At 43.8% G+C, this 14098-nt stretch carries 10 protein-coding genes; 5 read left to right on the top strand and 5 right to left on the bottom strand.

All coding sequences use genetic code 11. The features are described 5' to 3' along the window. Positions 1–57: 57 nt before the first annotated feature. Genes ACJMLT_RS08730 through ACJMLT_RS08720 form a run of 3 tightly spaced genes read left to right on the top strand, consistent with a single transcriptional unit; the run spans position 58 to position 2945 of the window. Positions 58–1353 (top strand): bifunctional folylpolyglutamate synthase/dihydrofolate synthase, encoded by a 1296-nt coding sequence (locus ACJMLT_RS08730; protein ID WP_405729559.1) that lies wholly within the window; start codon positions 58–60, stop codon positions 1351–1353. A gap of 17 nt (positions 1354–1370) precedes the next feature. Next, positions 1371–1520 (top strand): hypothetical protein, encoded by a 150-nt coding sequence (locus tag ACJMLT_RS08725; RefSeq protein WP_405729556.1) that lies wholly within the window; start codon positions 1371–1373, stop codon positions 1518–1520. Positions 1521–1538: 18 nt separating this feature from the next. Next, positions 1539–2945: a tetratricopeptide repeat protein gene (locus ACJMLT_RS08720; protein ID WP_405729553.1), complete on the top strand. Its 1407-nt coding sequence runs from the start codon at positions 1539–1541 to the stop codon at positions 2943–2945. Positions 2946–3025: 80 nt separating this feature from the next. On the opposite strand, the gene ACJMLT_RS08715 is transcribed toward ACJMLT_RS08720, so the two are convergent. Together ACJMLT_RS08715 and ACJMLT_RS08710 are read right to left on the bottom strand one after the other, a co-directional pair. Beyond that, on the bottom strand, positions 3026–3766 hold the full coding sequence (locus tag ACJMLT_RS08715) for a peptidylprolyl isomerase (RefSeq protein ID WP_405729550.1): 741 nt from the start codon (positions 3764–3766) through the stop codon (positions 3026–3028). 25 nt (positions 3767–3791) lie between these two features. Next, on the bottom strand, positions 3792–6464 hold the full coding sequence (locus ACJMLT_RS08710; RefSeq protein ID WP_405729547.1) for a transglycosylase domain-containing protein: 2673 nt from the start codon (positions 6462–6464) through the stop codon (positions 3792–3794). Between the two features lie 221 nt (positions 6465–6685). Between ACJMLT_RS08710 and yunB the strand changes: the two genes are divergently transcribed. Together yunB and ACJMLT_RS08700 are read left to right on the top strand one after the other, a co-directional pair. Then, on the top strand, positions 6686–7330 hold the full coding sequence (yunB, locus tag ACJMLT_RS08705) for a sporulation protein YunB (protein WP_405729544.1): 645 nt from the start codon (positions 6686–6688) through the stop codon (positions 7328–7330). 52 nt (positions 7331–7382) lie between these two features. Then, positions 7383–7967 carry a hypothetical protein gene (locus tag ACJMLT_RS08700; protein WP_405729541.1) on the top strand — a complete coding sequence of 195 codons (585 nt, stop codon included), beginning with the start codon at positions 7383–7385 and terminating at the stop codon, positions 7965–7967. Between the two features lie 50 nt (positions 7968–8017). On the opposite strand, the gene ACJMLT_RS08695 is transcribed toward ACJMLT_RS08700, so the two are convergent. The 3 genes from ACJMLT_RS08695 to ACJMLT_RS08685 all read right to left on the bottom strand — a co-directional run. After that, positions 8018–9322, bottom strand: coding sequence for an acetyl-CoA hydrolase/transferase family protein (locus ACJMLT_RS08695; RefSeq protein ID WP_405729538.1), 1305 nt, complete (start codon positions 9320–9322; stop codon positions 8018–8020). A 153-nt stretch (positions 9323–9475) separates the two neighbouring features. After that, positions 9476–12940 carry a pyruvate carboxylase gene (locus tag ACJMLT_RS08690; protein ID WP_405729535.1) on the bottom strand — a complete coding sequence of 1155 codons (3465 nt, stop codon included), beginning with the start codon at positions 12938–12940 and terminating at the stop codon, positions 9476–9478. A 180-nt stretch (positions 12941–13120) separates the two neighbouring features. Then, positions 13121–14098, bottom strand: a 978-nt coding sequence (locus tag ACJMLT_RS08685) for a DNA repair protein RadA (protein ID WP_405729532.1), incomplete at its 5' end; no start/stop codon positions are given.

Below are 14098 nucleotides of genomic sequence, written 5' to 3'. Positions count from 1 at the left end.
ATGCCACTGAATTGATTATAATACAATTGGATTATTTTGAAGATCAGGAGAAACATTATGAATTATAACGAATGTATTCATTACTTAGAAGAAGAAGTCGGCTTTGGTTCTGTTCCCGGTTTGGAACGGATTCAGGCCCTTTGTGATAAATTAGGAAACCCGGAAAAGAAACTTTCTGTGATCCATGTTGCCGGAACCAACGGGAAAGGTTCTGCCGTTGCCATGCTCTCTTCCATTTTGCAGGAAGCCGGCTATCGCGTAGGTACCTATACTTCCCCTCATCTGGAATGTTATAATGAGCGATTCCTTATCAACGGCCAACAGATCAGCAATGATGATTTTGCAAAAGAGATCGCACTGATGAAAGAGACTTGCGCAGAATTAAAAAAGGAAGGACAGGCCGTTCCCACCTTATTTGAAATCGTAACCGGTGCAGCCTTTCATTATTTTGCGGAACAGAATGTGGATATTCTGATTCTGGAAGTGGGCCTTGGCGGGAAATATGATGCAACAAATATCGTACCAAACCCCCTGCTGTCTCTGATCATGTCTATCAGTATCGATCATACAGACTTTCTTGGTAATTCTATTGAGGAAATTGCATCCGAAAAGGCAGGGATTATTAAGAAAAATTGTCCTGTGGTGTTGTATTCTCAGGACAAAATGGTATATAATATTATGTGGACTAAAGCACAGGAAGCGAATGCTCCCTTCTATTGTGCCGAAAAGGCAGAGGTACATATTTCTTCCCAGACATTGGAAGGTACTGTTTTTTCCATAAAAACAGATTTACTGAATCTGGCTGATCTGGAACTTTCTTTATTAGGCTCCTATCAGATCAACAATTGTATCACTGTATTGGAAGCCTGTGCGGTTCTTCAGGAAAAGGGGCTTACTCTTTCCGAAGAAAGTATCCGCATCGGTCTGAAAAATGCTCGCTGGGCAGGCAGAATGGAGATCTGCGGCAAGGCACCTCTGGTGATTTTGGATGGTGCCCATAATGCAGATGGTATTTTTCAGCTGGCGAATTCCGTAAAAACTTATTTTAAAAATGAAAAAGTCACCCTGATCCTCGGTGTTTTGGGTGATAAAGAATATGAAAAAATGGCGGAGTATATCCTCCCCCATGCCGATACTGTCATTTTGACAGAACCCCATAGTGAACGCAAGCTGGATGTATTTTCCCTTGCCCGTTCTATTTCTGACCATGACGGCATGATTTATACAGAAAAAGAAATCGAAGCGGCTTTCGAAAAAGCAGTTACCGTTACCCCTGCAGATGGGATCATCCTTTGCTGCGGGTCTTTGTATATGATCGGTGCCATGAGAACGTATATCAAATCGAAGCATTGAGAAACGGAGGAATGACCGTGTTTAATTTTAAAGATGAACTGAGCAGATATCAGCCTATTCTGGAGATCGACCAGATTGAAGATGCCCTGCAGCCCAATCAGATGCAGGATCTTCTGGATATTCTGCAGCATATTGCAAAAGACAAAAAGCAGACACCTCAGGACTGATTTAAAGGAGAGAATGACATGAAATGCCCGAATTGTGGATTTGAATTTTTCGAGGGCTGCCATTGTCCCGATTGTGGGGTCGATGTTTATGTGTTCCGTAAAACACGCGGTGCGTCTGTCCGTCTGTATAACGATGCTTTAAAACTGGCGGAGGAAAGAGACCTTTCCGGCGCAGCGGAAAAACTGGAACAAAGCCTTCTTTTTGATAAAAATAATATTCCTGCAAGAAACCTTCTGGGTTTGATCTATTGCGAAATGGGTCGCATTGGCGATGCTCTGAAACATTGGATCATCAGTACATCCATGCAGCCGGAAGGCAATGCGGCCGCAGGCTATATGGATTACCTGCAGAGAAATGCCCGTGAAATGGAAAAATGCAACGATGCCATCCGCATGTATAATCAGGCGATCCATTATCTGAAACAGGGCAGCGATGATCTGGCTGTGATCCAGCTGAAAAAGTCTATCGACAATAACCCTGGTTTTCTGGATGCGTATAACCTGATGACCCTTTGCTGCATCGAGGATAAAAATACAAAGCGCGCCCAGCATTTCAACGAAATCGTATTGAAAAGGGATATCCGAAATCCCCTTGCGCTGCATTATAGAAGTTTACTGGGAAATGTGCCTGCTGCTTCCCCTTCTCCCTTGAAGAAAGCGGAAAAAAGCAAAGGCCCTGCAGCTATCAGTGTGAAGAAAACGGACAGCAATCCCCCGATCCCCCGCTATAAACGCAAGGAAAAAATCAACAGTGTTCTGGAAAAAAGAGATTTTCTTGCTTTCCTTGCCGGTATCGGTGTTGCTGTGATCGTGATTCTGGTTCTGATCGTTCCTGCTTTGAATGAAAGCAAAAATACAAAGATCAAAGAACTGGAAACTGCTATTGAAAACTATGCCGGCGAAACAGAAATGACACCGGAAGAAGTACTGGCAATGCGCACGGAACTGGAAAAACTGCAGACAGAAAACAAACTGCTGCGTAGCGAAGAAAACAAACAGGCAAATCTGGAACTGCTGGCAACGGCAGTGGCGCAGATGACTGACGGCGATTTCGAGGCCTGCGTTACAACGCTGGATACCATAGATACGGTAAGTTTCAGCGAAGAAGATATGGCAAAGTATAACTCTGTAAAAACCACTGCTTACCCCAAGGCTGCAGATTCTTATTATACCAAAGGCAAGAGTGAATTCCTGAGCAATAATTTTACAGAAGCAAAAACATATCTGGAAACAGCGCTGAATTATACAGGCAACGAAAATTTTGTAGATGATACCCTGTATTATCTGGCAAAAATCGCAGAACAAGATAAGGATACCATCAAAGCAAAAGAATATTATAATAAGATTGTAAAAGAGCATCCCGATTCCAACCAGATCACAAATGTGAAAAATGCTCTTCAGAAATTAAATGAATCTTCTAACTGATACATGTCCCCTTCGTTTTATGACGAAGGGGTATTTTTTGCACAAAAAAAGGAACTGCTCCATAGCAGTTCCTTTTTATTTTATTTTGCGTATTTTTCTTCCAGTTCTTTGAATTTTGCAGTATAGGCTTCATTCTGTTTCTGCTGCAGCAGTGTACCCTGAATGTAATCCTTTACATTTTCAAAGGACATCACAGATGTTTCTTTTCTGCCTTCTACTTTGATCAGGTGATAGCCAAACTGTGTTTTTACGGGGCCAACCACTTTGCCGATCTCAGCATCAAAAGCAACCTGATCGAATTCGGGAACCATCTGGCCTCTGCCAAATTCACCAAGATCACCGCCCTGTGCGTTGGAAGGACAGGAAGAGAATTCTTTTGCTGCATCTTCGAATGCAACTTCACCCTTTTCGATGGATGCCATGATTTCTGTTGCTTTTTCTTCTGTATCAACCAGAATATGTTTTGCGTGTGCAGATTCAGGTTCTGTAAAATGATCGGGGTTTTCTTTGTAGAAAGCCTGCATTTCTTCTTCTGTCACAACGATATCTTTCAGAACACTGTTGATCGCTGTCTGTGCAAGAATTTCTTTTCTTGCTTTTTCCATTTCAGCTTTGAATGCTTCTGTTTCATCCATTTTTTCTTCCACTGCCATTTTTGCATACAGATGGAATGCCATCAGCTGTTTCAGGCAATGTTCTCTGAACTGAGGATATGCTGCATATGCCTGCTGTTCCTGAGGCAGTTTTGCAATGTATGCATTTACATCTGCCTCTGTAATGTTTACGCCATCCACTGTGGCCAAAATTTTCTGTTCACTCATTTTTTCATTCTCCTTAAATTTATATTTACTGGATCCCGAAATCTTCGCCGCTCCAGTTTTCTTCACCGGGGATCATATCTGTATAACCGGTGTTGGGATCGATCGGTGCATTAGGATCTACTGTTTCAGGCAGAGAGCCGTGCTGAATATCGCAGACTTCGGTAATAGAAATATCCAACTTACCTTCGGGGATCGTTTTAGGTTTACTGAAAATGGTATCCCCTTTTACGGCCAAAACAACCTGCATGTGACAATCTGCAGGGCAGTTGGGAGATGCAATTTTGCCGGATTCCTTACAGATATCGAAGCTCTTATGCATATCGCATGTGCCGCCAGGACCGGCAAATTCAGTTGTAGCCAGATCGGAATGGACTGTTTTACCATAATAGTCCTGAGAACACAATTCTGTAGGAGCCAGACCTGTTGCAGAACAGTAGCTGATCGTCTTCAAACCATCGGGTTTTTCAAAGTTCTTATTTGCCAGACCTTCGTGTCTGTGGATATCTCCCATGACAGAACTCCAGATTCTCAGATGTGCATTGCCTGCGTTTTTGATTTCTTTCTGGGTATCATAACCCATCCAGATACCGCCTGTATAGTAAGGGGTATAGCCATAGAATGTCAGGTCGATGGTATCGTTGGTTGTACCTGTTTTACCGGATACATTCATGCCGCTGATGGCAGCCTGTGTACCGGTACCTCTGGTAATAACGTCACGCATCATATCTGTCAGCATGTATGCTGTTGTTTCTTTCAGAACTCTGTGGGTTTCCTGACTTTCATTATCCAGCAGCACATTACCGTCATGGTCATATACGACTGTGTAATAAACAGGTTCATAGTAAGTACCGCCATTTGCAATGGAAGCATAAGCGGCTGTTTCTTCCAGAACGGAAACACCCTGTGTCAGACCGCCCAGTGCTGTGGTTGCAGCCTTATCTCTTTCATCGATCGTTGTAAAACCGAAATCCAGCAGATAATCATAAGCTGTATCGGCGCCAACCATTGTGAACGTTTTTACTGCCAGTACGTTCATGGAATGCCAGATACCCTGACGAACGGATGTAGGGCCGATATACTGACCATCCCAGTTTTTGGGAGACCAGCCGCCATAGGTAACGGGTTCATCAACGATTGTGGAACCGGGCATCAGCTTGCCGGTATCAATAGCAGGTGCGTACGCAGCCAGTGGTTTCATTGTGGAACCCTGCTGACGCAGTGCCTGTGTTGCACGGTTAAAGACGGAATCACCGGGTTTTTCGCCGCGGCCGCCCACCAGTGCCTTTACCTGACCATTCTGCTGATCCATGATGACCATAGCTGCCTGCAGAGATTTGGAAACCGTCAGTTTATCCAGAACCAGTGTATGCGTATCATCCAGCAGTTCTTCTTTCACGCCTTCTACAAATGCATCTGCTTCTTCCTGACTGTATACAGTCGCATTCTTTTCGTAATGAGACTGGCTTTTCGGATCATCGGGGTCTTTTTCTGTATCCAGAACGGAAATCAGATAAGTTACGTCCAGAGAACCATCCCCGGCGGGGAAATTGCTGTCATTTTTGAAAGCTGCTTCTGCAGTGTCCTGCATGTAGCTGTTCATAGTTGTATGGATCTGCAGGCCGCCATTATAAATCAGATTGGAAGCCTGTGCCTCTGTCATATTTTTCTTTTCTACCAGATCTTCCTTGATCTGCTGCACAGCGGCATCAACAAACCAGTTATGTTTTGCATTGCCCTGTTCTTCTTCTGTTGCTTTGCAAACCAGATGGCCGAAGACATCTTCCGCAACAGCTTCGTCGTGCTGTTCCTGTGTGATCATGCCCTGATCCAGCATATTCCCCAGAACGGTCAGCTGGCGTTTACGGCTTTCTTCTTCGTTTACGTCGGGTGCATATTTACTGGGATGTTTCGTGATCCCTGCAAGGGTTGCAGATTCCGCCAGAGTCAGTTCGCTGGCATGTTTGCCGAAATAATACTGAGATGCTGCCTCTACCCCATTCAAACCGTGGTGCAGTGCGATGGTATTCAGATACAGTTCCAGAATATATTTTTTTGCTTCTTCTTTGGAGCCTAACTGTTTTTCCAGTGCATTTTCCAGAGAAACGGCCAGATACTGTTCCTTTACTTTTCTGGTAATGCTTTTTTCATTTGTCAGCACTTCATTTTTGATGACCTGCTGCGTTAAGGTACTTGCGCCCTGAGAAAATTCCATGGTTTTTATGTTTTCCACCATGGCACGCATGATCCCTTTCATATCGATACCATTATGTTCGAAGAAACGCTGGTCTTCGATGGCAACGACGGCATTCTGCATGTTTTTCGTAATGGCAGAAAGTTTTACATATTCACGGTTTTCACTCCCGTGCAGTTTATCCACTGCATCCCCTTCATCGTTATAGATGACGGATGTGTAGGAATCCGGCATAACATCGGATGTATTCAGCATCTCTGTACTCTGCAGAATACCGAAAACCGTACCCAGTGCTGCGCCTGCAATGGCGAAACCAATGATCACTGCAACGATCAGAGCAACTTTTCCGATCTTGCCGTTTACACTGCGTTTCTTTCTGCGTCTTTTACGTCTTTTTCCTGATGTATTTGGGGAAGATGTACTTCTGTTGGTTCTGCGAGAGCCATGGGAACCATTTCGGCTGCCGGAACCACTGGAAGTTCTTCTCCTGTTTTGAGATTCACTCATACTATGAAACCTCCTGTTTGTTCTTTCATTAAACCACGCGGAGCATTGATACTTCGCTTTTCATAAACAACACTTCATTAAATTATATCAGATTTTGTTGTCAATTCAAAGACATTTTCATAGATTCCTCTGTATATATTTCCTAATATTTTATTGATTTTGCTTGAAAGCCGTTATTTATAACTGTTATTTTGCATATTTTTTTGAAGGGAGGGTGAGAAATGAAATCGAGAAATAGAAAAAAATATCTGATCCTGTTTAGTTTATTTTTCGCTGCAGCCCTTTTTATTTTCTTCTTTTCGCTCATGGAACAAAAATTACTGCCTCCGCTCAAAGAAATCTCTCATCTGCAATGCAAAGCATTGGCAAACAAAATCATTGATGATTCTGCAGCAGAGATCCTTTTTGAAACAAAGCTGACAGAGTCTGCCCTTCTTTCGCCAAATTCCAATGGAGAGGGCTATACTGCCAATACGGCATTGGTGAACCAATTCTGTTCCCGTTTCAGCGCTTCTATGACAGATAGACTGGCAAAACTGCCCGATGAGAAAATTTATATCCCCCTTGGTGCTGCTACCAACTGGAGTTTTTTTGCAAATGCCGGCCCGGATGTTGCCTTTACGCTGGTGCCTATGGGGGCAGTAAAGGTAGATTATGATTCGGCATTTCTGTCTGTCGGGATCAATCAGATCAATTATAAGATCTGGCTGAATATCTCCATCGAACTGAAAATCATCAATCCTTTGTACCATGAAAATTTAACATTAGAACGAAAAATTATGCTGGCAGACATGGTTTTTAGCGGCAAAGTGCCGGAACATTATTTTCAGATGGCTGCCCCGAACGAATATCTATTGACAGAATGAACAAAATGCTAGTATGATATGAATTGATGAATTTGATATGGAGGTAATTGATATGATCAAAACATTAAAAGAATTCTGGACAGAAGTTGCTACAATCTCTTATGATACAAGTGATTATGGCGTAATCGCTCAGATTCGTTCCCAGTATAGAACAAATGAAATCAACAATTTCGTAAATGCTTTCGTACCCGGCACCGAAATCCTGAAAGACGGTAAAAACGGCGCACCCGTTGTAATGAAAGGGAAAGCAGACGACAATAAAGGTATGACAGGCGCAGAAGAAATCGATTTCCACGGCCTGCAGCTGTTTGATTATTCCGATATGAAAGGTGACTGGATGGTCGTTACATTCCCCGATCTGGCATCTCTGGAAAAACACCTTCTGAGCGAAGGCGGTGCTCTGAACATCTATTCTTCCGATATGATCGTATTTGAAGACGGCGTTTATAAACCTTTCCAGATCATGTTCAACGGTGACCATGATACTGTGATCCCTCTGGATCCTGATTCTTTCGATACACCACTGGATATCAATGCTATGCAGGGTCGTATCTGGGTAAGATGGATGGATCCTAAAGAACTGGAACCCCTGACAGATGAAGAAGTAGAAGCTTACAGACGTTCCATCGGCAGATAATCTGACATAAAAATAAGCACCCTTTCGGGTGCTTTCTTTTTTTGCTCTGATCAGATTGTCAGTTCTTCGCCAAATCTTTTTGCATATTCTTCGGCCAGCTCTGCTCTGAAATCGGGATGCGCGATCGCAATCAGTGCTTTTGCTCTTTCGCGCAGTGTTTTGCCCCACAGATGCGCAATACCGTATTCAGTTACGATATAGTCAACATCCATTCTGGAAGTAGTTACATAAGCGCCATGATCCAGGAAGGGAACAATTTTGGAAATTGTTCCTTTCGCTGCTGTGGAAGGCAGCGCGATGATGGAACGACCGCCTTTGGACATGCGCGCACCGCGGATAAAGTCTACCTGACCACCTACGCCGCTGAACTGCATCCCTTTTACCACTTCTGCATTGATCTGACCTGCCAGATCCACCTGAATACAGGAGTTGATGGATACCATATTATCATTCATTGCGATCACGTTAGGATCATTTACATAGTCAACGCCGTGCAGTTCGAAGTTGGGGTTATCATCCAGAAAATCATACAGTCTCTGAGAACCTGCAGCGAATGTTGCAATACATTTGCCGGGATGCAGAGTTTTCTTTTTGTTATTGATGATACCAGCTTCGATCAGATCAACGATACCGTCTGCTGCCATTTCTGTATGCAGGCCCAGATCTTTTTTATCTTTCAGGAATGTAACAACTGCATCAGGAATACCGCCGATCCCCAGCTGCAATGTGTCACCATCATTTACCAGAGATGCACAGTATTCGCCGATTTTTCTTTCAACATCAGTAATTTCAGCACCGGGAAGTGTTGGAATGGGTCTGTCTTCTTCTACGATGATATCTACATCTCTCAGGTGAACAAAGGAGTTACCCATTACTCTGGGGATGTTTTTGTTCATCTGCGCGATAATCAGTTTTGCATGGTTTTTCATGGTAGGAATATGGTCTACACCGGTACCGATAGAACAGAAACCATGTTTATCGGGTGCGGAAATGGAGATCATCATAACATCGATTTCACCTCTGGACAGTACCATTTTAGGATACTGATGGAAGAAACAAGGCATGAATTCGCCCCTGTTTTCTGCAATCAGCTTTCTTGTAGAGCCGCTCAGGAACATACCGTGGAAACGAACATGTTTTTCCATGCCGGGTTTGGCAGCGGGAGGATTCCCCAGAGACAGCAGATAATGTAATTCTACATTTTCCAGATGTTCATAGTTTCTTTCCAGTGCTTCTGTCAGTGCATAGGGCTGAGAGCCTACTTCGGCCACAGTAACGTGGTCACCGGATTTGATATGACGTACCGCTTCATCTGCAGTCATAATTTTGTCTTTATAAATTGTTCTCCAATCCATTTGAGTCATCCTTTCTTTGATAAAAAGCCGATCAATTCCTACAAATACTGTATACATCTATTTTATCATATTTTCTGTTGTTATACAATCCGGTATTTCTTTTTCATAAAAAAAGGCACGCTTTCGCGTGCCCTTTGATTTTACGATATGATTTTAGCCTTCCTGTACAAAGGATACCAGCAGATCGCCCTGATTTACCTTGTCGCCTTCTTTTACGTAGATCTTGTCTACAACGCCGTCTTCTTTTGCAACGATGGATGTTTCCATCTTCATTGCCTCGACAGTCAGCAGAGGCTGGTTCTTCTTCACTTCTTCGCCCTCTTTTACCAGTACTTTGGAAACTGTACCGGGGATGGAGGAACCCAGATGGAAAGGATTATTCTTATCTGCTTTCAGCTTACCATCGCTCTTAACTTCCAGATGTTTATCCAGAACTTTGATTTCACGAACTACGCCGTTGATTTCAAAAGTCAGGAAACGGAAGCCTTCGGAATTAGGTTCTGTCATATCAACATATTTGATAGTGATTTCTTTACCTTCACCGATTTCGATAGATGTTTCTTCCCCTTTTGCCAGACCGAAGAAATAAACATCACTGCTCAGTTTAGATACATCTGTGTAGTATTCCCAGTGATTTACATAGTCTTCATAAACCTTAGGATACAGTGCGTAAGAAATTTTGTTTCTGTCATTTACTCTCTTCATTTCATGCGCATCTGTCAGATGTTTTTCAATCGCATCGAAGTCTACTGCTTCCAGCAGCGCACCGGCTCTGCCTTCAATGGGTTTTGCGCCTTTCAGAACGATTTTCTGCAGTTCTTCGGGGAAACCGCCTTCAGGCTGACCAATGTTACCTGTAAAGTAGTCTACTACGGAGTCAGGGTAAGAAAGATCTGCACCTTCTGTCAGGATATTGTCCTGTGTCAGACCGTTCTTGGACATAAAGATCGCCATATCCCCTACTACCTTGGAGGAAGGTGTTACTTTTACGATATTGCCCAAAAGGTCATTTGCCTGTTTGTACAGGTGTTTGATTTCTTCGAACTGGTCAGCGGAACCCATAGCTTTTACCTGTGCCAGCAGGTTGGAATACTGACCGCCGGGGATTTCGTATTTATAGATTTCTGTATTAGGTGTTTTCATTTCAGATTCGAAACCTGTGAAGATCTGACGAACACCCTGATAATACTGGCTCAGTTCTGTCAGCTGATCTGTATCCAGACCTGTATCGCGGTCTGTACCTTTCAGTGCTTCTACAACCGCATTCATGGAAGGCTGAGAAGTCAGAGAAGACATGGACTGGATCGCTACGTCGGCGATATCCACGCCTGCTTCGGCAGCCATCAGGATTGTGCTGACACCGTTGCCTGTTGTGTCATGGGTATGTAGATGCAGAGGGATGTTCAGTTCTTCTTTCAGTGTACTGAACAGTTTCTTCGCTGCGTAGGGTTTCAGCAAGCCCGCCATGTCTTTGATTGCAAAGATATGGCAGCCCAGAGCTTCCAGTTCTTTTGCTTTTCTTACATAGTAGTCCAGTGTATATTTTGTTTCGTTAGGATCCAGAATGTCACCTGTGTAACAGATAGCACCTTCTACGATCTTACCTGTTTTCAGTGCTTCTTCAATAGGCATTTTCATATTTTCTACCCAGTTCAGGGAGTCGAAAATACGGAATACGTCAACGCCGCGTTCTGCAGATACTTTGATGAATTCGCGTACCACGTTATCGGGATAGTTTGCATAACCAACAGCGTTGGACGCTCTCAGCAGCATCTGGATCAGTGTGTTGGGCATTGCTTCACGCAGCTGCTGCAGACGAACCCAGGGAGATTCTTTCAGGAAACGATATGCAACGTCGAAAGTTGCACCGCCCCATGCTTCTACAGAGAATGCATTTGCCATAGCCATGTTTGTTGCAGGGGCTGCTGCCAGCAGGTCGTTGGTACGCAATCTTGTTGCCATCAGGGACTGATGGGCATCACGCATGGTTGTATCTGTGATAAACAGGCGTTTTTCTTTCATCAGAGACTGTGTAAAGTCTTTTGCGCCCATTTCCAGGAATTTATCTCTGGCACCGTAAACAGGGATTGTTGTACCGTTTTCAGCTTTGCCGAAGGAAGGCACTACGATAGGGTCAAACTGAGGTTTGTTGCCTTGAGATTCGTTTACGATCTGGTTACCGATAAATTCAGCAATTTTACTTGCTCTGTCCTGACCGGGGATGAAGTGGAACAGATCAGGAGTATTTTCGATAAATGTTGTTGTGCATTTACCATCTCTCCATGTTTTAGACTGCAGTACATTGATCAGGAAAGGAATATTTGTTTTTACGCCACGGATACGAGTTTCTTTGATGGCACGGATCGCTTTGTTTGTTACCCCGCGGAATGTTCTGTCACGAGCGATAACTTTAACCAGCAGGGAGTCATAGTAAGGTGTGATTTCCGCACCGGCATGAGCTGCAGCACCGTCCAGACGGATACCGTTACCTGCAGGAGAACGATATACGCTGATCTTGCCTGTATCGGGCATGAAGTTATTGGTAGGGTCTTCTGTGGTGATACGCAGCTGGATGGAGTAAGCGTTGCATTTTACATCGTCCTGAGATGCCAGACCGATCTGAGGTGCATACAGAGGGTAACCTTCTTCGATCAGGATCTGTGCCTGTACGATATCTACGCCTGTTACTTCTTCTGTTACAGTATGTTCTACCTGAATACGAGGGTTCATTTCGATGAAGTAGTAGTTTTCATCTGCGTCAACCAGGAATTCAAGAGTACCTGCATTTTTGTAGCCTACATGTTTGGACAGACGAACTGCGTCAGCCAAGATCTTTTCGCGAACAGGCTGGCTTACTGTGAAAGCAGGAGCAAATTCCACTACTTTCTGGTGACGTCTCTGTACGGAACAGTCACGGTCGAACAGGTGAACTACGTTGCCGTATTTGTCACCCAGTACCTGAACTTCGATATGTTTGGGATCACGCAGGTATTTTTCTACGAAGATTTTATCATCACCGAAAGCTTTTTTCGCTTCGTTTCTTGCTTCTTCAAATACAGTAGGCATTTCTTCTGCGGAGTTAACGATACGCATACCGCGGCCGCCGCCGCCGTTGGAAGCCTTCAGCATAACAGGGTAGCCGACTTTTTCGGCAACTTCCATTACCTCGTCCAGATTACGGATGGCATAGTCAACACCGGGGATAATGGGCACGCCGCATTCGATTGCCATTTTTTTAGAAGAGATCTTATCCCCCATTTTGTACATAACATCAACGTCAGGACCGATGAAATCGATGCCTTCTTTTTTACATGCTTCAACAAAATCAGGGTTTTCGGACAGGAAGCCATATCCGGGGTGGATAGCATCTACGCCCTTTGCCTTTGCGATTTTAATGATATTTTTGATATCCAGATAAGCGTCCAGAGGACCTTTTTCGGGATTCAACATATATGCTTCGTCAGTTTTTGTACGGAACAGTGCGTATTTATCTTCTTTGGAGAAAATACCAACTGTCTGGATGCCCAGTTCATTCAGGGCGCGATATACACGGATGGCGATTTCGCCACGGTTTGCAACGAGAACTTTTTTATATCTTCTGATTTTCACGTTCTGCATGGGGATTACCTCCTTTTATCATGATTTTATCTGTTGATCACAAGTGTGATTTAGAATCATTTTGGAATATGCTGCCAAAAGATTATTAAACTTTATTATAATACAGGAAATCACATTCGTAAACTAGTAATTTACGTTATTCCATGTAAAAAAATCTTTTGTCTTTTGGATAAAGACATGTCAGTATTTCTGCTTGTTTTTTTCGTTGAAAAGAACTTTTATCAATTGTGACAAAAATTTCATTTCAATTACCTCAATATTTTCTAAATTTGTTTCTCTCAAACCGCTGATGGGGATAAATACCTTTTGAAAACCCATGCGATCCAGTTCTTTCACGCGGCTTTCCATGGAAGGTACTCGTTTCAGCTCCCCTGTCAGACCAACGTCTGCAATAAAAGCCCAGTCTGCAGGGATCGGTTTGTTATAAACCGAAGATGCAATACTCATCAATACAGCCAGATTTGCAGCCTGCTCTTTTAAATACAGACCGCCTGTTGTTTTGATGACCACATTTTTATCATAAAGCTTCAGATTCCCTCTCTGCTCCAGAATGGAAATCAGTGTATTCATGGTATCTTTCTTCATGGTTTCGCTGATGCGGGAAGGATACGGTGTAAAAGATGCAGAAACGAGACTTTCGATCTCCGCGATCACAGGGCGGGAACCTTCCTTTAAAACAGTCAGCGCACTACCGGAAACAAGATCTTCTTTCTGTCGTTTGGTAACAAAATATTCCGAAGGGTTATCGATGGAGGCAAGGCCGGTCTCCGTCATAGTGAAGAACCCCATCTCTCCTGTGCTGCCAAAACGGTTTTTCGTTGCCACCAGACAGCGCAGTTCATCGGCACCTTCCCCTTCCAGCACAAGAACGGCATCCACCAGATGTTCCAAGGCACGCAGGCCGGCAATCTCATCGCTTTTATTCATCTGGCCGATCATCAGAGCTGCCCGAGGACGCTTCTTGTTTTTTGCCACAGAAACCAGTGCGGAAGCACATTCCATCGTCTGGGTCGGATTTCCTGCGCGGGAGGGCAGGAAATCGGTCAATGCATAGGTCTGGATACTGTCTAAAATAATAAGATCAGGATCAACTTCCGTGATCGCCTCCAGCACTCTGTCCATGGATGTATCTGCCAGAATAAAGATATTCTGTTCGAT

The sequence above is a fragment of the Anaerotignum sp. genome (genome assembly GCF_045122575.1).
In the GTDB taxonomy this organism is placed as follows: Bacteria; Bacillota; Clostridia; order Lachnospirales; family Anaerotignaceae; genus Anaerotignum_A.
The sequence above is the reverse complement of the archived record's forward strand: the minus strand, read 5'-3'. Positions and strand labels throughout refer to the sequence as shown.